General features: G+C 60.1%; 18 protein-coding genes. 14 read left to right on the plus strand and 4 right to left on the minus strand.

The annotated features are described in order from the left end of the window. The first annotated feature begins 73 nt into the window (after positions 1–73). The 6 genes from U1E20_RS00310 (at position 74) to U1E20_RS00335 (ending at position 5063) form a co-directional block, all read left to right on the plus strand. Complete coding sequence (locus tag U1E20_RS00310; protein ID WP_409978590.1) at positions 74–364, plus strand: type II toxin-antitoxin system RelE/ParE family toxin; 291 nt, start codon at positions 74–76, stop codon at positions 362–364. A gap of 9 nt (positions 365–373) precedes the next feature. Beyond that, a complete protein-coding gene (locus U1E20_RS00315; protein WP_409978591.1) occupies positions 374–706 on the plus strand; it encodes a HigA family addiction module antitoxin in 333 nt (110 codons plus the stop codon). A gap of 13 nt (positions 707–719) precedes the next feature. Beyond that, on the plus strand, positions 720–845 hold the full coding sequence (locus U1E20_RS00320; RefSeq protein WP_409978592.1) for a DUF5131 family protein: 126 nt from the start codon (positions 720–722) through the stop codon (positions 843–845). Positions 846–864: 19 nt separating this feature from the next. Further along, on the plus strand, positions 865–3402 hold the full coding sequence (locus U1E20_RS00325) for an N-6 DNA methylase (protein WP_409978593.1): 2538 nt from the start codon (positions 865–867) through the stop codon (positions 3400–3402). Positions 3403–3449: 47 nt separating this feature from the next. Then, positions 3450–3773 carry a hypothetical protein gene (locus tag U1E20_RS00330; protein ID WP_409978594.1) on the plus strand — a complete coding sequence of 108 codons (324 nt, stop codon included), beginning with the start codon at positions 3450–3452 and terminating at the stop codon, positions 3771–3773. Positions 3774–4103: 330 nt separating this feature from the next. Next, positions 4104–5063 (plus strand): type II toxin-antitoxin system HipA family toxin, encoded by a 960-nt coding sequence (locus U1E20_RS00335; protein ID WP_409978595.1) that lies wholly within the window; start codon positions 4104–4106, stop codon positions 5061–5063. An 866-nt stretch (positions 5064–5929) separates the two neighbouring features. Here U1E20_RS00335 and U1E20_RS00340 read toward each other — a convergent pair. Continuing rightward, complete coding sequence (locus U1E20_RS00340; RefSeq protein WP_409978596.1) at positions 5930–6193, minus strand: hypothetical protein; 264 nt, start codon at positions 6191–6193, stop codon at positions 5930–5932. Between the two features lie 423 nt (positions 6194–6616). On the opposite strand from U1E20_RS00340, the gene U1E20_RS00345 reads away from it, so the two are divergent. The 3 genes from U1E20_RS00345 to U1E20_RS00355 all read left to right on the plus strand — a co-directional run bounded on the left by U1E20_RS00345 (position 6617) and on the right by U1E20_RS00355 (position 8517). Further along, the gene (locus U1E20_RS00345) at positions 6617–6739 is read left to right on the plus strand and encodes a hypothetical protein (protein ID WP_409978597.1); all 123 of its coding nucleotides are present in this window, start codon (positions 6617–6619) and stop codon (positions 6737–6739) included. A gap of 922 nt (positions 6740–7661) precedes the next feature. After that, complete coding sequence (locus U1E20_RS00350; RefSeq protein WP_409978598.1) at positions 7662–7937, plus strand: hypothetical protein; 276 nt, start codon at positions 7662–7664, stop codon at positions 7935–7937. A gap of 55 nt (positions 7938–7992) precedes the next feature. Then, entirely contained in the window at positions 7993–8517 is a 525-nt protein-coding gene (locus tag U1E20_RS00355; protein WP_409978599.1) for a DUF1697 domain-containing protein, read from the plus strand. Positions 8518–8621: 104 nt separating this feature from the next. On the opposite strand, the gene U1E20_RS00360 is transcribed toward U1E20_RS00355, so the two are convergent. Next, positions 8622–9281, minus strand: coding sequence for a TetR/AcrR family transcriptional regulator (locus tag U1E20_RS00360; RefSeq protein WP_409978600.1), 660 nt, complete (start codon positions 9279–9281; stop codon positions 8622–8624). Between the two features lie 109 nt (positions 9282–9390). Here U1E20_RS00360 and U1E20_RS00365 point away from each other — a divergent pair, with 109 nt between their 5' ends. Further along, positions 9391–10572, plus strand: a complete 1182-nt coding sequence (locus tag U1E20_RS00365) for an FAD-binding domain (protein ID WP_409978601.1) — start codon at positions 9391–9393, stop codon at positions 10570–10572. 75 nt (positions 10573–10647) lie between these two features. Here U1E20_RS00365 and U1E20_RS00370 read toward each other — a convergent pair whose 3' ends face one another. Next, entirely contained in the window at positions 10648–11022 is a 375-nt protein-coding gene (locus U1E20_RS00370) for a hypothetical protein (protein ID WP_409978602.1), read from the minus strand. Between the two features lie 200 nt (positions 11023–11222). Here U1E20_RS00370 and U1E20_RS00375 point away from each other — a divergent pair, with 200 nt between their 5' ends. The 4 genes from U1E20_RS00375 (at position 11223) to U1E20_RS00390 (ending at position 14224) form a co-directional block, all read left to right on the plus strand. Then, positions 11223–12152: a hypothetical protein gene (locus U1E20_RS00375; RefSeq protein WP_409978603.1), complete on the plus strand. Its 930-nt coding sequence runs from the start codon at positions 11223–11225 to the stop codon at positions 12150–12152. Positions 12153–12323: 171 nt separating this feature from the next. Continuing rightward, positions 12324–12668: a hypothetical protein gene (locus U1E20_RS00380; protein WP_409978604.1), complete on the plus strand. Its 345-nt coding sequence runs from the start codon at positions 12324–12326 to the stop codon at positions 12666–12668. Between the two features lie 93 nt (positions 12669–12761). Further along, positions 12762–13259 carry a type II secretion system major pseudopilin GspG gene (gspG, locus tag U1E20_RS00385; RefSeq protein ID WP_409978605.1) on the plus strand — a complete coding sequence of 166 codons (498 nt, stop codon included), beginning with the start codon at positions 12762–12764 and terminating at the stop codon, positions 13257–13259. Next, positions 13256–14224 carry a general secretion pathway protein GspK gene (locus U1E20_RS00390; RefSeq protein ID WP_409978606.1) on the plus strand — a complete coding sequence of 323 codons (969 nt, stop codon included), beginning with the start codon at positions 13256–13258 and terminating at the stop codon, positions 14222–14224. The genes gspG and U1E20_RS00390 overlap by 4 nt, the downstream gene beginning before the upstream one ends. Before the next feature lie 3 nt (positions 14225–14227). Here U1E20_RS00390 and gspD read toward each other — a convergent pair whose 3' ends face one another. After that, positions 14228–16573: a type II secretion system secretin GspD gene (gene gspD / locus U1E20_RS00395; RefSeq protein ID WP_409978607.1), complete on the minus strand. Its 2346-nt coding sequence runs from the start codon at positions 16571–16573 to the stop codon at positions 14228–14230. Between the last annotated feature and the right edge of the window lie 245 nt (positions 16574–16818).

A 16818-nucleotide genomic window follows, 5' to 3' on the forward strand; every position in this document is an offset into this window, starting at 1 on the left:
CACTGACGAGGATGCGGGGCGTATGTGTAAAGCGTAGCTTGACACAAAACACACATTCCTGCTAAGCTAAATCATGAAGATCAGGAACGTGATCCACAAGGGATTGCGTCGATTTATGGAGGATGACGACGCGAGCGGGCTTGCCCCGGTGGCAGTCCCCAAGCTGAGACGCATGATTTCCTTTCTGCAGGACATGGCGCGCGAAGATGAATTGCGCACCGTCCCGACCTGGAAGGCGCATCAGCTCACTGGCGACCGAAAAGGCACATGGAGCCTGTTCGTCACCAAAAACTGGCGACTGACCTTTCAGATTGACAGCGAGGGGATCGAGATCATCGACCTGGATTACGAGGACTACCATTAGGAGGACACCATGACCGCAGCGACCGGCATCCGTTTGAAGAGTCCCGCCCATCCCGGCGGATTCGTCAAAAGCGAGATCATCGAGCCCCTGGGGCTTTCTGTCACTGAAGCAGCCCGCGTCCTGGGCGTGACCCGTCCGGCCCTTTCCGCGCTGCTCAACGAGCGTGCCGCGCTGTCGCCTGAAATGGCGCTGCGCATCGAGAAGGCGTTCGGCGTCTCGATGGATACGCTCATGCGCATGCAGAACAGCTTCGACATCGCCGAGGCCCGCAAGCGGGAAGGGGACATCGCTGTCACCCGCTTCACCGGCAAGCCGCGCGATCAGCAGCCGTCATTGCAGTAAGCGAGCGCCGCGCATGTCTGAAAACAGTTCCATCGAATGGACAGATACGCCGTCGAATCCCGTAACTGGCTGCACCAAGATCAGCGCGGGATGCGATAGCTACGCAGTTTCATATTCAACAATTTCAAGACTGCGATAAAGCAGCGAAAGTAGGATACATGGCAGCGCAACGGAACCGCGAGGAAGCAGTCAACACTCAGCTCGCTATTCTCATTTCCCGCTACGGCGTCACCGCCGACGGCGAAACCATTCATGTTCACGGTAAACACCGCCCCGATGTCCTTTTCCAACTTCGCGGCCTTCGCGTAGCCATTGAAGGCAAATTTCCTGATACGCCGAACGCTCGCGATGTTGTCCTTGAAGACGCGCGTAAGCGCGTTCGCAGCGGCGTTGCTCACATTGCGGCGGCGGTCGTTTATGCCCCGCCCCTTCGGACTGCGCCGACGACGAAAATCATTGAGACCCTCGAAAAGACCCAGCTTCAATTTCGGATTGCCTCAGAAACCTACGAGAGCGAATCGTGGTTTTCAGGCCCTCCGATTGCGCTTATGGATGCCCTGCGCCGCGCACAGGAAGCCCTCACCAAAGATGACATTGTCGAGCAGACGGCGCGAGCCTTATCCGCTCAGCTAGAAACAGTTGCCCGCCTTTGGAACGGGCAGCCAGGGGCTTGCGACAGACTATCCGATATCCTGCGCATCTCCCCGCCACCTGAGGAGACTGAGGAAAAGCGCTTTGAGCGTAGGAACACGGCGGCCAGAGTTGCCGCGCTCGTCCTGGCGAACGCGTACATTTTTCAGGAACAGCTCGCGCAGACCGACGAGCGCGTTGACACGCTGAGAAAGATTGAAAAAAGCAGCAACATCATAGCAACCACATCCGAGCATTGGCGCTGGATTTGGGAGAACATCAATTATGTTCCGATTTTTCAGCTTGGCGAGAAGGTCTTTGACGAACTACCCGAAAGCCCCAACTCAACGATTGCCGTTAAGGCTCTGCTCGGCGAGGCGCAGGCGATTTGCCGCCAGCAAGCGGCGCTCCGCCACGATCTCATGGGGCGCATTTATCATTGGCTCTTGCATGAGGCGAAATTCCTAGGAACGTATTATACCTCGGTATCAGCAGCTACGCTGCTCTTGAAGCTCGTTTTTTCCCTTCCGTGGCAAAGCGATTTTTCTACGGCACGTCATTTGGCCGACTTCAAGGTTGGCGACTTAGCTTGCGGCACCGGCACGCTTTTGATGGCCGCCGCGCAGGCGCTCACAGACCGCTATATCAGCGACCGCGCCGCCAAGGATTTGTCTCTTAGCGAGAAGGACATCTCAAATCTTCATCAAACGCTGATGCAGAACGTCCTTTATGGCTATGACATCCTCCCTACAGCGGTTCATTTGACGGCTTCCACTCTGGCGCTCTTGGCTCCAAATGTGGCCTTCCGAAACATGAATCTCTTTGTCATGCCTATTGGGCTTGACCACGGGAGCCCGCGCCTCGGTAGTCTCGATTTTCTCGCGGGGCCAGAAATCAAAACGCAGTTTTCCCTAGATGACACGCAACTCGATACAGTGCGGACAGGTGCCGCGCGCTCCACCTACGCGAACGCCAAAGTGCCTGTGCTCGACCTGTGCGTCATGAACCCGCCGTTTGTTAGCAGCCGCTACGGCAACCAGTTATTCGGTTCTTTGCCGCATGTACGGGACGCCTTGCAGAAAGAGCTATCCAAGCAAGCCAAGAAGTTTGGCGTGAGTGCAACCGCAGGACTCGGCGCGCTCTTCGTTCCTCTCGCCGAGAAGCACGTTAAAGCCGGAGGACGCATCGCCTTCGTTCTGCCCGTGGCTCTCGCGACCGGCGAGGCGTGGGGCGCTATCCGAAAGAAAATTGCCGACAAATTCCATCTGGAAATTGTCATCACCAGCCACGATGCAGAGAGACCGAATTTCTCGGAAAACACGGCTCTTTCGGAAGTTCTTTTCATAGCGCGCCGTTTGGAGGGAAAACAGAAGGCGGGCGCGACTACCTACATCAATTTGTGGCGTAATCCCCGTTCCATCCACGAGGCGCTCGATCTCGCTGCGCGCATATCCGAGGGCATAGAAACTATCGGCGGGAAGGCCGGGCAAACCCATATCATTCGATCCGGCTCCGCTGTTCTTGGCGAAATTACAACCCTTCCAGCTCCGCGAGATTCGAGCAACTGGACAGGAGCCATCTTGCCCAGAGCTACCTCATGCAAGCCCATTGGGCGCTCGACGCGAAGAGCGAAGTGCGGCTCCCCGCAGACAAAAAATCCTATCCTATCGTTCTTTGCCGGCTCGATGAGCTTGGCGGTCTTGGCTACGACGCACGCGATATTTTCGACGCCTTCTCGGTCGATAAAACTGCCAAAACGTGGTCGCCATACCCCGCATTTTGGAACCATGACGCAAAGACGGTGCGAACAATCGCGCAAAAGCCCAACGCTGTGCTTCACGCTCTCACGGAGGCATTACCGGGTCGAAAGCTCAAAGACGCTGCGACAGTTTGGTCCAAAGCGGGCAAGACCCTCTTGGTTTCTCGGCTACGCACGAACACACATCGCGTTATCGCTATTGGTTTCGGCAAAAACGTCCTTGGCAACACATGGTGGGCCTTCGACGACTCCGCGCTCAGCGACAAGCAACGAAAGTCGTTGCTTCTATGGTTCAATTCAACACTAGGCATCCTTTCTTATTACGGCCGCCGCGCGATCACCGAAGGCGCGTGGATGCAGATGAAAAAACCCGCATGGTCGTCCATGCCTGTGCTTGACGTGCGGCAACTGAAAAAGCCGCAGCTCGACGCGCTTGCAAACGCCTATGACGCGGTTTCAAAAAAGGAGCTTGGTGCAATCGCACATCTTCACACGGACGCCACGCGACACGAGATTGACGCGGCGCTGGAAAAAGCTTTGTCGCTCCCTAACCTTTCCCCAATTCGTGAGCTTTTGGCACGGGAACCTGGCCTGTCCGCCGAGGATATTGCCGCCGCAACCGACGAGGCGGAGGACGAAGATCAAGAAGAAGTGACCGAGGCTTTAGAGCGTTCCTGACTTCTGCCCGCCGCAGCCTGGCGGCCTTCGACCCCTTCCAGGGGTGTAAGGCGAATACGGGCAGGCAGCAAACACCAATCGGTAGCAGCGAATGCTTCCGAACTTTTGATCGTTTCCCGCACAGGCAAGCCGCAGACGGCCTCTCATCCGGGGACGTGTGACCGGTCCCGCCTCGGGATCAACGCGGCTCGCTTCCGCGCTGCGCTTGTGCAGCTCCGCCCCGCACGGCGGCGCGCTGGCGCACGGCGTTTGATCCCTCGTCCAATGGTCCCGGTCCCTTTTGCCCCACGACGCCGCAATCACGCGGCCCGCAAGCAAAGGGAAACGACCATGACAAAACTTTTCGCACAGCCCTACGACATCACCGCCAACGGCTTCTTTTTCGAGACCGCAGGGGCACTGCGTTTCGCCAACAGGGAAGGGGGGCCGTTTCTGGCGGCCGAACGCTCGCGCATTCCGCCGCTCATCGAATTGCCTCGGCTTCTTTCGGCCACCGAGCGGCTGCTGGACGAAGACGACACCGACGAAGATTTGCGCCTGCTGCTTGCTCCCGGCTCATCCCTGGGCGGGGCGCGCCCGAAGGCGTCCGTCAGGGACAAGGACGGACACCTCGCCATCGCGAAGTTTCCGCGCCGCGACGACGAAATCAACACAGTCGCCTGGAAAGCCTTTGCCCTCACGCTCGCCGCCAGATCAGGGCTGCCGGTTCCGGACTGGCGGCTTGAATCGGTTGCAGACAAGCCGGTCATTTTGCTGCGTCGTTTCGACCGCACAGACGGCTGCCGCGTTCCCTTCCTGTCGGCGATGAGCATGCTGGGCGCGACCGATAACGAGTCCCGCAGCTATCTCGAATTCGTCGACGCCCTGCGGCGTCATGGCGCCGCGCCGAACAAGGATATGGAGCAACTTTGGCGCAGGATCGTCTTTAGTATTCTCATTTCCAACACCGACGACCATCTGCGCAATCACGGATTCCTTTATGCAGGCGGGCAGGGCTGGCGTCTTTCGCCTGCCTATGACCTGAATCCGGTTCCCGCCGACGTCAAACCCCGCGTGCTGACTACAGCGATCGATCTCGACGACGGCACCGCATCGCTCGATCTTGCGTATTCGGTTGCGCGGTATTTCGGTTTGAAAGAGGTGGAGGCAAAACAGATCGCGCGCAGCACAGGCGAAGCAGTGTCCAACTGGCGCGATATCGCCGCCAACATGGGGTTGGCGCCGGCTGAAATAAGCCGCATGTCGTCGGCCTTCGAACATGGAGACCTGGATGCGGCACGCGCGGCGTAGGCTTTGGGCAATTCGCTATCGTCGCGGTCACGGGCAGGCCGAGCATCTGCTCTTGACTATGGGTGGCACGGACGCGCCTTTTAAATGTTTCAACAAACGAACGTTTTCTTTACATCGCTTTGACGGTGGAAAATCAGCGTCGTCGACTCCTTCTAGAGACAAACTCGCATTGAAATAACACGCAGCTAGCGTTCTCATGCTCATCCCATACAGCAATGCGGCCTGTCGCACCGTGAGACAAGGTTTGCGTCCGATACTCCCGGGGAGGCTGTATGACGTATCTAACCCATATCGATCGCGTCGGGTGGTTGTTCCGAGTCATGCACACCTTTTGGCCATGTGTGTGCCACCACCAGTCTGTTATGTATGAGGAACACTCAGCCGACGCTGAGGTAGCGCTAAGACCAAGCGTTGTGAGTGCAAGCGCCAGTTTGCTCATTTGTTTTCCGAACCGTCGCTGGGTCCGCCATGACTGACTATCAATCGAGCGCATCGCTCTAACGCCTCCCACCGTACGAATTTGGTCCCCAGTAGTTGCAGGAGACAATCAAGCCACTCGTGCTGCAAGTTTTGTTGATACCGCGTGGGGACCCGTCAGGATTGAAAAAAGAATGCCTGCCATTTGGTTCTATCACTTCTTTAGAGCCATCTCGATGAGTGACAGTTGTACGCACAGTGCGACCAACAATTTGCCCCGCTGCCTCGAATGAGGGTAGGGCAGTGCAAACCACTATGGCAATGAATGCCAGCCTTCGACTCATCTCTCTTTTTCCTCGCGCCTAAATTGTTTAGGGGCGCTATCAATTTCCAGGAGCAAGGGATGTCCTGAACTTGGCTCAAGGTTTCGCTTAAACCAGCACGTTGCTTTAATACGATTTTTCGTACTTCAGTCCGGGCGGGTCAAATGTGGGAGACAACCCACCAGAGGGTGCCTTATTTTCACTGCTTGGTATCTCCCCGCGTTCCAGCTTTTCGAGGGCCGTAGGCGGCGGATTCGGTTCGACCGGGTTTTCTAAAGAGCGCTGCAGGTCACTTTTGGGCTCTGGTGGAGCTGGCTTATATTTATCAAGATCGCCAGCCAGAGCGGGCCAGACGATAAAAATGGCTAGCACACCGAACATTGATTTCATGATTCCCCTCAAACTTTTATTTGTCGCGCAATTTGTTGGCATAACGCGCGAAACAAGAGTTCGTTGCATGACCCGCGTCTGATAAAGGCCCTTTCCTCACGACAGCACTATCCAATCCTGAAAACCTACAGGTGGGACACTGTTCCCGAAAAACCTCAGGATTGGGTGGAAAGAAAACTGTCCCACTTTTACGATAACTACCTGATTTGATTGATTTGCAGCACTCCCCTAGGGAGCGCCAGTTGACCGGGAATTCCGCGGCCGCGCTTGTTAGCCCGGCGCCGTCTCCCGTGGCCAGAGTGGTCCATCACTATCATCGCCATTATCGCCATGCATGATTTTTGGCGGCGGGGTTCTCAGCCTCGCCGGCAAGCACGGCGGTGGTCCGGCAAGCGGCGCGCCGTTTGGCCGAGGAGTTGAGAAATGTTTTTCAAAGACGGTCGGATAAACGTAGTGGTGGTCGTTGCCGGCGTGCTTGCGGCGCTCGCATGGCTCTCCTTTCTGATGTTTCTCGTCGGCGTGCGCGCCGGCCGCTATTCTCTGTAGAATTGGCTTGAGGGAGGGTTGAGATGAAGTGTTTCCACACTGTTTCGGCCGCACCCGCGTTAATGTACTGTTGATAAACTGGAGTGAGTCCTCATCGAGGCGGTCGCCGATAATCGGCCGGCCCAAGAGGACAGCTCTATGAAGAAAACTTCGTTCGCTGCAATGGCTGCAGGCGCCGCAATCGTTCTCGCCAGTTGCTATACGCCCGCCAATCCGTCGCTGGGCGGCGTAGCCATGGCTCAACAGCCGCTCGCGATAGAATCTGAGCTTATTGTACTGCGTCAACTTTGTTGGAGCGGTAGTCGTCAGGCATGCATTCGGTTTGGAATGATGATCGGCGCTAATCAACAGCGACAGGCCGATTGGCGCCGAGCGCACCCGGATTGGTGGGAGTGGGAGCGTTGGTAAACGCGACGCGGCCGAAAAACGGTTCCCGGCAAAGCAAAATGGCCCACCGTTAGTAGAGGGTCGGGAAGCTTTCGCTATGCCGACTGGATGACGGCGGACCAACGGGGCCAAGCCGTCACACGATCCAAATGCGAAGCGAAATACAGATCCTCGCATTTGTTCAATAACCTCGCCAATGATTCCTCTTCCAGGCGAAGCGATCGTTCGGGCGGGCGCGCGCAATCACGCCGTCGAATCTGAACCGCAAAACTTCTGTCGAGAGCGTTGCGCCAAGCCAACGCTCTCGCCGCGTCAGTCGACGCGCCTTCTTCAAGCTGACCGTCAGCGATGCGGCAAGCTGATGCTCAGTCACGCTGTAGTTCAATTGAGCGGTCGTTTCATATGAGCGATCGATCGTAGGCAGACGAAAAAATTATTTTAGTCGGGGGAATAAAAGCCGGTCGAATGAAGTCTTCTCAGCGAGGCGGCGCTTCCTAGTTCTTGCCGTATCCCTCGTCGGAAGAGGAGATGAGCTATGGCGACAAAAATTGCGACGGCGTTCGCTGCCGCGCTCGCGATTGTGGCTTTGACGATGACCGCAAACCAAGACGCATTCGCGCGCGACGGCTATCGGGTTCACAGCGGAAAGGGAGGCGGCTTCGGATATTATGGCGGCTATCCGTATGTTTATAACGGCTACGATTATCGACGCGGCTTGGGGTTTTACGGCAGCAATCCCTCCTTTTATCGAGGATCGTCGGCGACCTATGACAGCGAGGCCTGCAAATACACAGTCTATTGGTGCCCATGAGCGCGCCGGCGGGCGTTCTCCCGCAGTGACGGCGCTGTGCGCCTGAGCGCGAGCTATGCTATCATTTTTTATGGCGACCTATATTGCCTTTCTGCGCGCTGTGAATGTTGGCGGCACGGGTAAGCTCCCGATGGCCGAGCTCTGGGCGATGTGCGTCGATTGCGGCTTTAAGAATGTCCGCACCTACATTGCGAGCGGCAATGTCGTTTTCGAAAGCGGCGCTACCGCTTCAGAGGTGAAAGTTGAAATCGAAAAGCGGCTTGCGGCCTATGCGGGAAAACCTGTCGGGGCGATCGTCCGAACCGCGACCGAACTGGCCAAAGTGCTATCGACAAACCCGTTTCCGAACGCCGAGCCCAAGCGAACCGTCGCAATTTTTCTCGACGCGTCTCCTCCTTCCGACGCCCTGACGCATGTCGTTGGCCAGCGATCGGAAGAGATACGCCTTGGCGCCCGCGAGATTTTTGTTCACTACGGCGCCGGAATGGCAAATTCAAAGCTGCGAATTCCGGCGGCGAAGGATGGCACGGCGCGCAACATGAACACCATCGCGAAACTCGTCGAGATGGCGGCGCAGTAATTTGGCGCGGGCCAATCCGAAGCGGACTTTCAAAAGATGTTGTCGATATAGGCCTTGAACGGCGAACTTGATTCTCCACTGACGCGTTCGATAGCGCGCGCTGACTACTGCGCGTCGGCTCGATCACATCGAGACGGGGCGGAGATGAGGCTGCGAAACAGCGCAATGTGCTGTCGCGGCATGGCGTCTTTCTCGGTCCTTTCGAGTTCGCTCCAATGAGCGACGACCCAGCGATCGAGCGACTCGAGCAGCGACATCGTCGCATCGATCAGCAATGATTGCGGCAGATCGGTCCGCACGACGCCCAGCGCCTGACCGCGCGCGATGATCAGCGCGACCCACTCTCTTGCCGCTCTAAAGAGCCGTCCGGTCGCCGATCCCTGCCTTGGATCGCTGCGCAGGCGATAGAACATGCCGCCAAATTGCACGAGCCAGGCGTTTCTATCGACGACCGCGATGGCGCGTCGATAGAGCTCCTCGAAACCGTCCCAGAACGTCTCCGCGTCGAGCGCCGCCGGATCGAAGCCGCCGATCTCCTTGAAGAGGACGGCCAGCGATCGCTCGATCATCGTCGTGAACAGATCGGCCTTGTCGTCGAAGTAGTAATAGAGCGAGCTTTTGCTCATCCCGGATGTTTCGAGAATGCGATTGAGGGAAGCGCCGTCGAAGCCGTGCGCGGCAAACTCTTCCGCGGCGCTCTCGAACAGGCGCTTCTGGCGTTCGGCGTCGAGCTTGTCGAGGCGGCGACTCATCGCATTGACCATATCTCAATCTTTCGGTAGAAACGACAGTGTGTACCATTGGTACACACTGTCGTCTGAGTCGATTGCCGAGGGGCGCGCGGCAGGCGTCCCGAAACGAAAGGAAGTCGCGATGAAGATTGCGATCAGCGGCGCCGGTATCGCCGGAGCGACGCTGGCCTATTGGCTGTTGCGCGCCGGGCACGAACCGTTCCTGATCGAGCGCGCCCCGTCGCTCAGGACCGGCGGCTACATCATGGACTTCTGGGGGGTCGGCTATGAGGTCGCCGAACGAATGGGCGTTCTCCCCGCCGTGCGGCAGGCCGGCTATCGGGTTGGGGAGGTTCGTTTCCTCGCTGACGACGGGCGCAAGGTCGGCGGCTTCGCCGTCGACGCGCTCCGCGATCTGATCGGGGGGCGAATGACGAGCGTGGCGCGGGGCGATCTCGCTGCGGAAATCTATCGCTCGATCGAGGGGCGCGTCGAAGCGATCTTCGACGACCAGATTTCCGCAATCGATGAACATGACGACGGCGTGCGGATCGCGCTGCGAAGCGGCGAGTGGCGCGACGCGGATATCGTCGTCGGCGCCGACGGGTTGCGCTCGCAGGTGCGCGAATTGATTTTCGGCGCCGAGGAGCGTTTCGAAAAGGACCTCGGCTATCGCTTCGCCGCGTTCGAGACCGCCGGCTATGAGACGCGCGACGAGAACGCCTATATCCTCCATGCCGCTACGTCGCGCCAGATCGGTCGCTTCGCGCTGCGCGACGGCCGAACGCTTTTCCTGCTCGTCTTCAGAAGCGAACTTTTAAACGGCGCCGAACCGCTAGGTCCAGCGGAGGCCAAAGCCGCGCTGAAAACGATCTTCGGCGACGCGGGATGGGAGTCGGGCCGTATTCTGGCGGCGATGGAAAGCGCCGATGATCTCTACTACGACCGAGTCAGCCAGATACGCATGCCGTCCTGGAGTCGCGGGCGGATCGCGCTCGTTGGCGACGCCGGCATGGCGGTGTCCTTTCTCGCTGGCGAAGGGGCCGGGCTCGCGATGGCCGAGGCCTATGTGCTGGCGGGAGAGATTTCGCGCTCGTCGGGCGATTACGCAAAGGCCTTCGCGGCCTATGAGTCCCGGCTTCGGCCCTTCATCGAGGGCAAGCAGCATGCCGCTGCGAATTTTGCCTCCACCTTCGCGCCGCGAACGGCGTTTGGGATTTGGTTCCGGAATCAGGCGACCAGATTGATGGCCTTGCCCGGCGCCGCCAATCTCATGTTGGGCAAGAGCCTCAGAGATGATTTTGCGTTGCCCGAGTATGCATGATCGAGACGGCGCTGGGGCTGTCGGCGCGGGCGCCACACTGGGTATCCAGCAAAACGGGGAGACCTCCGCGCCGGATCAACGGCAGTAATAGGACGGCATGACCCGCTGATAGCGAACCCAGGCGCCTCCCGGGCTGCCGTTAATTTCGCTTGCGACGCATCGCCGCCCCACTTTGACGAAGGGAGTCGTGTAGCCCCAGGGGTATTCCGCGGTGCTGGAAGGAAAGCCGGTTTGGGGATCATAGTTCCACGGCGCCGAAAAGGCCCAATCGCGGATCGCTGGGGCGCGGGACCAGTCCTCGCAGCACCATCCCTTTTCGATCCATGGTCCAAGCCGCGGAGGACCCGGCGCGCGCCAGACCTGCCGCCTATAGGCCGACGCCGCGTCGGGCGACAGCATGGCGGCGCAGAAGATGAAAAGACTTGCGGCGCATAAGGAACGCGAAGACACGGCGACCTCCGACTCCGATGGAGACGAGAATTTAAGTTGCGTGGGCGAATTTGATCAAGCGCGACCCTGCGACGATGAAGCCTGCGACATCAGCGCGCGTCGCCGGCCGGCCAAGCTGAGGAACCGGCGGGGGGACCTGCGCGTTTAATACAATCGCCTAGGCCAAGTAACGGGGCTTAGAAAGATTTGCGGGAGGGGCCATGAGCCGCAAAATATTGATCGCAGGCGCCGCAGCCTGCCTTCTCTCGACGGAGGCGCTCGCCGCCAACGCCGCTTGTCCGAGCGTTTCCGTGTCGCAACTGCAAAATGCGCTCAGAGCGGCGATCAGCGAGACGGGCTATGGCGGTGGCCTCGCGCTCGGCCTCAATATGTGGGCGACGATCGTGGCGCCGGACGGCGTCGTATGCGTCGTCGCCAATTCGAGCGGCGATCCGATCCAGGGTCAATGGCTCTCGGGCCGCGTGATGTCGGCGCAAAAGGCCTTTACCGCCGTGACGCTGAGCCTCGGCCTGACGCCGAATTCCGGCTCGGGCACGGCGCTGGCCTATGGCAAGCTCGCCTTGTCGTCGGCTAATCTTTACGCTGCGGTCAATCCCGGCGGCAGCCTCTATGGCCTCCAGCACGGCGATCCCGTCGCGGCGGCGGGGGCCTATGGCGACCGGATCGGCTTTGGCGCTTATCAGAGCGGCTTCGGCAGCTTTAGCGGCGGCTCGAGCAACACCGGCAATCTCATCTATACCGGTCCGACCAATACGACGACTTATGGCACAGGCGCCGACCCCATGATCGGACAGGTCATCGGCGGTCTGAATGTTTTCGGCGGCGGGCTCGCCCTCTATGCGGGGGGCAACGTTAAGGTTGGCGGCCTCGGCGTCGACGGCGATACGTCCTGCGCCGATCACCTTGTCGCCTGGCGCGTTCGCAAATATCTTAACCTCGACCATCTCAGGTCGATCGCCGGCGTTGGCGGCGCGCCCGACCGGCCAGACAATATCGTGTTCGACATCATCCCCAATCCGAACGGCGGCATGGGCGTCAGCCCCAGCGGCTGGGGCCATCCCTCCTGTCTTGGCGTCGCCAACGCCGCCGCGCAACTCATCGCCAACTCGCTGCCGCCGGTCTCGCCCTAACGCGCCGGCCGCCGGCGGTTGCGGAAAGCCGCCGCCGGAGGCGCGCCGGCTTTCATTGCCTTGTCTTGTTTTTCATCCTAAAAATCGCCCATGGCGCCTGCAAGAAAGCCTTTGCTCCCCGGCATGTCGGAGTCTCGCGTCACAAGCGCGAGAGAAATCGCTTGGCGAGTCTTGCTGAGCGGCGTCCTTTTGATCTGCGTCGCGCCCGCCGAGGCGCAAATCAGCGTAAGGCCGGAGGCGCTCACGCATTATTCCTATTGCGTCAGCCAGGCGAAGGATCGCGCCAGCGTCTTCCTGTTGGACCGCGGCACGCTCTATCGCTGCCGCGACGAAATCGCGGTTTCCTATTTCAATTACCTCGGACGTCAAAGGGCGCCCGAAAAGCGAGTCGTCGAACTTGAAGGCGTCTTTATTTATCGGCTGATCGCCGGCGTCGGCAAATGTTGGAACATGATCGAAGATCCGGCTGGCGCCCCGACGTCGGTCTACGGTTGCGACGTCTATGTCGAACTCTAAATCCCCTTTATTGCGGCTTGAATCGGCCGTGCATAAAATGACTTCCGTTCGCGCGCGTCGCGCGCGGACCTCCGCATGAGATAGGATGTAGGAATGCACGGCGTCGCAAAGAGCATTCGTCATGATTTTTTGAAGCAGGCCCATGTCGCGCGCCGGCGGCGCGTCTTTCGCGCGCAACGCCGACGCGCGGGCTTCACGCTTGTCGAAATGCTCGTCGTGCTGGCGATCATCAGCTCCATCGTCGGGCTCGTGGGACCGCGCGTGCTGAATTACCTGTCCGAGTCGAAGGTGAAGACGGCGCAGATTCAAATGGAGAATCTGGCAAGCGCGCTCGATCTCTTCTATCTCGACGCCGGCCGCTATCCCTCGACCGAAGAAGGCTTGAACGCGTTGGCGCAAAGGCCAGCGGGCGTGTCCTCCTGGAGCGGGCCATATCTCAAGACGGCGAGCGTGCCCAAGGATCCCTGGGGACACGCTTATCTTTATCGCTCGCCTGGCCAAAGCGGCCCCTATGACATCGGTTCGCTCGGTCCGGAAGGCCGCGAAGGCGGACCGGGCGCGATCTCGCGCGGCCCCTCTCAGGCGAAATGACCAAGGCGCCAAGCCTTTCGCAAGCGCAGGGAAAAAGGACACGCGCGGGGTTCGCGCTTCTTGCCGTCATTTGGGGCGTCGGGATCATTTCGATCCTCGTCGTTTCCTTCATGACGACGGGGCGTCTTCGCTTGCAGACGGCTCATAATATCGCGAGCGCGACGCAAGCGAATTACATCGCCGACGGCGTGATTAATCTCGCGACGCTGACGCTCATGGCCCAAAGAAACGCGAAAGCCGGCTTGCCGCAGAACGCGCCGATCCAAGACGGCGCGCCGCGCTACTGCGTCTTCGAAGGGGCGGCGATCGCGGTCGCCATCGAGGACGAGGCCGGCAAGGTTGATCTTAACGCCGCTTCCCCGGAATTGCTGGAGTTGACGCTGGTCGGACTCGGCGTCGAAGCCCGCGCCGCGAAGTCCGTCGTTCAGTCGATTCTCGCGTTTCGCGCGCCGCCCGGCCTCCTCGGCCAGCAAGCGTCGGCGCCGCCATCGGATAAGCCTTTCGGACCCAAGCAGGCGCCCTTCGAGACAGTCCTCGAACTCGATCAGGTGGACGGCGTCACTCCCCCGCTGTTTCACGCTCTCGTGCAATTGGCGACGACTTACTCGCGTAGCGCGGGCGTCGACGCGCGAGCGAGTCCGCCCGCGCTGTTCGCCGCGCTCGCCGGCTTTCAGCTCGCCGACGTGCAGGCGCTGCGCGCCGTCCCTTATCCCAATGCGCTCGATCGCGGCGATCGTCGTTTTCCGGCCCAATTCAATCAGCAAAGCGGCCAGAGCGCCTTCCTCATCCATGTCGAGGCGCTGCTCGCGACGGGCCAGACCGTCGCCAAGGATGCGGTCCTGGATCTGTCGTCCACGAGCGGGAAGCCGTTCGCGCTCAGGGAAATGCGTCGCGGACAATCGAAATATGTCGGTCGGCTTCGCGAGATGATCGCGACCAACGGCGCGGGCGTTCCCGATTGCTGATCGTTATCTGGATTCGCGATCAGCCCGCCAGGGGCTGTGCGACCAGGGATCGAACAGGGTGCGCCGGGTGGACTGCTCGATATCGTGCGGCCGTCCGATCGCCCGCGTCGAAATGTCGAGCAGCTTGCGCTTGAACTCCTCGGTAATCTCGCGCCCCTCGGTCAGCGAACGCACGACATGCGGTGTAATCATGATGACAAGTTCGGTCTTGTCGACGGCGTCGCCCTTGTCCTTGAACAGGTTGCCGACGAGCGGCACGTCCCCAACCACGGGCAATTGTGTGGCGGCGCGGCCACGTTGATCCTTCACGAGACCGCCGAGCATTAGCGATTCCGAATCGTTGACGACCACTTGAGTCTTGACCCTGCGTTGCTGAATGGTCGGAGTCGTGCTTCCCGGCGGCGTATTGGGATCGACGTTCGAGACTTCCTGTTCGAGTTCGAGCATCACCCGCCCGCTCTCGCTGATATGGGGCGTGATCTTCAAGATGACGCCGGTATTCGTGTAGTTCACCGAGTTGAATGTATTGCCGATGGCGGACACGCTGGTGAGCGTTTGCACCGGTATCTGGTCGCCCACCTGCAACATCGCTTCGCGATTGTCGAGCACGGTCAGCGACGGCGTCGAAATCACATTCACTTCGGTGATCGCGTTCAGCGCATTCAGCGTCACTTGCTGGTTCAGCGCCCGAAAGGCGTAGGCGAAGCCGGGGAAGTTGGCGGCGACGTTGACGCCGAGAAGATTCTGGCCGAGCGTCGTGTTCGCCGCCGGCCCCGCCTGGTTGCCGGCCACGCCGAATCCGAAGAGATTCGCATGGTTCTGCATGAACCAGCGGACGCCGAAGCGCAGCGTGTCGTTGAGCTTCACTTCGGCGATGGTCGCTTCGAGGAAAACCTGGTTTGGAAGGACGTCGAGTGTTTCGATCACTTGCCGGATGCGTCGATAGTCCTCGGGCGTGGCCATGACGACAAGCGCGTTCTTGGCCGGGTCGACGCCGACCTTGTAGCGATCATTGTCGAGCGAAACCGCCGGCGTGGGCGCCGCCGACGAGGCGGACTGCTGTCCCCCCGGCACGCTGAAGCCGCTGGGCCCGCCCGATCCCGTACCCGAACTCAACGGACCGCCCGAGCCGCCGCCTCCCAATCCGCCGCCTCCCAGGCCGCCGCTTCCCAAGCCGCCGCTGCTTCCCAATCCGCCGCTTCCTAAACCGCCGCTGGCGCCGCCGGCGCCGCCGCTCGCCGATAAGGCCCCGAGCGGGCTGCTCGACGGCTGGCCGCCCCCCGACGCGCTGTCGCCGGAGGACAGCGCGGCCGATCCGAAGCGGGGCGATACGCCGGAGTCGGCCTGCTGGCCCTTGGCGCCGAAGATGGAGGTCAGCACGACCATCAATTCCTGGGCGGGGCGGTTCTGGACGCGATAGGTGAAGAACTGTTTCTCACTGTGCTCGGCGCGCGCGTCGAGTTTTTGAATCCAGGAGCGGGCGCGGGCGAGATATTCCGGCTGCGATGAAATGACGAGAATCGATGAAAGCCGCTTGTTGCCGATGAAACGGATCATACCGCTCATCGGCCCTTCCTTTTCCGAGCCGAAGACGTTCTTCAAGTCTTCCGCCAGCATATCCGCGTCGCCGCTGCGCACCGGCACGAGCGCGAACGACATGCCGCGCATCATGTCGATGTCGAACATGCTGATGGCGTCTTGCAGCGTCGCGATGTCCTGCGCCGATCCGCTCAAGGTCAACGTCTGGCGGGCGTCGTCGGCGCGCACGATCGCGCCTCTCTCGGCGATCGGCTCGAGCACGCGTTTCATGTCCGAGGCGGAGACGTATCGAAGCTGCACGACGCGCGCCACGTCGCCGAGCGGCTGCGACGTCGGGGAGACGGGTTCGGCGGTAATCGTTTCGCCGGAGGTCGCCGCCTGATCGGCGGGAACCACCTTGTAGATTCCGCCGGCGTTGACCACTGCGGCGCCGGAGACGCGCAAGGCGGACTGGAACAGGTCGAGGGCGACGCTTCTGCGCACCGGATTGGCGGTATGGACCGTCACCTTGCCGTCGAGTTTGGGGTCGACCACGAAGTCGGCGCCGAGAATGTCGCCGATGACGATTTTCGCGGCTTGCGCTATGGGAAGATTGACGAGATTGAGGGTGACCCCTTCCTCTCCCGCCTGCTCGGCCGGAGTTGGGCGATTGCTGACCGAGCCGATGAATTTCCCCGTGCCGGCAGAAACGATCGTGCGGGCGGAGGGAGATCGCGACAGCGACACCGCATTGGGCCCGCCGCCGCCCGAACCTCGCGGCCCGCGCTGGATCGGCTCGACATTCCACTCGGCGACCGGCGGCCCGCCCAATGTCGAAGACTCGCATCCCGCGACGCTGACGGCGACTGCCAGAACCCATAGTCGAAGGAAACGACGCAAATCGCTACGACCTGACTTTGATGACGAGCTGAGCAGACCTCCGTCTCCGTTTAGCATTTTCACCAAGGCTTCGTCACGCGGGAGGCAACCTTGGGTGTCCCTCCCCCAGTACTTTGATTTACAATGGTGAGCAAGGAAATCGGAATCATCTTGAAGCGCGACTGCGGCGGAGCTTC

Source organism: Methylocystis sp. (assembly GCF_046349115.1).
In the GTDB taxonomy this organism is placed as follows: Bacteria; Pseudomonadota; Alphaproteobacteria; order Rhizobiales; family Beijerinckiaceae; genus Methylocystis.

What these genes read in the sequence shown, in the direction of transcription:
- U1E20_RS00310 (WP_409978590.1), top strand. Translation starts at nt 74, where the DNA reads ATGAAGATCAGGAACGTGATCCACAAGGGATTGCGTCGATTTATGGAG.
- U1E20_RS00315 (WP_409978591.1), top strand. Translation starts at nt 374, where the DNA reads ATGACCGCAGCGACCGGCATCCGTTTGAAGAGTCCCGCCCATCCCGGC.
- U1E20_RS00320 (WP_409978592.1), top strand. Translation starts at nt 720, where the DNA reads ATGTCTGAAAACAGTTCCATCGAATGGACAGATACGCCGTCGAATCCC.
- U1E20_RS00325 (WP_409978593.1), top strand. Translation starts at nt 865, where the DNA reads ATGGCAGCGCAACGGAACCGCGAGGAAGCAGTCAACACTCAGCTCGCT.
- U1E20_RS00330 (WP_409978594.1), top strand. Translation starts at nt 3,450, where the DNA reads ATGCAGATGAAAAAACCCGCATGGTCGTCCATGCCTGTGCTTGACGTG.
- U1E20_RS00335 (WP_409978595.1), top strand. Translation starts at nt 4,104, where the DNA reads ATGACAAAACTTTTCGCACAGCCCTACGACATCACCGCCAACGGCTTC.
- U1E20_RS00340 (WP_409978596.1), bottom strand. Translation starts at nt 6,193, where the DNA reads ATGAAATCAATGTTCGGTGTGCTAGCCATTTTTATCGTCTGGCCCGCT.
- U1E20_RS00345 (WP_409978597.1), top strand. Translation starts at nt 6,617, where the DNA reads ATGTTTTTCAAAGACGGTCGGATAAACGTAGTGGTGGTCGTTGCCGGC.
- U1E20_RS00350 (WP_409978598.1), top strand. Translation starts at nt 7,662, where the DNA reads ATGGCGACAAAAATTGCGACGGCGTTCGCTGCCGCGCTCGCGATTGTG.
- U1E20_RS00355 (WP_409978599.1), top strand. Translation starts at nt 7,993, where the DNA reads ATGCTATCATTTTTTATGGCGACCTATATTGCCTTTCTGCGCGCTGTG.
- U1E20_RS00360 (WP_409978600.1), bottom strand. Translation starts at nt 9,281, where the DNA reads ATGGTCAATGCGATGAGTCGCCGCCTCGACAAGCTCGACGCCGAACGC.
- U1E20_RS00365 (WP_409978601.1), top strand. Translation starts at nt 9,391, where the DNA reads ATGAAGATTGCGATCAGCGGCGCCGGTATCGCCGGAGCGACGCTGGCC.
- U1E20_RS00375 (WP_409978603.1), top strand. Translation starts at nt 11,223, where the DNA reads ATGAGCCGCAAAATATTGATCGCAGGCGCCGCAGCCTGCCTTCTCTCG.
- gspG (WP_409978605.1), top strand. Translation starts at nt 12,762, where the DNA reads ATGCACGGCGTCGCAAAGAGCATTCGTCATGATTTTTTGAAGCAGGCC.
- U1E20_RS00390 (WP_409978606.1), top strand. Translation starts at nt 13,256, where the DNA reads ATGACCAAGGCGCCAAGCCTTTCGCAAGCGCAGGGAAAAAGGACACGC.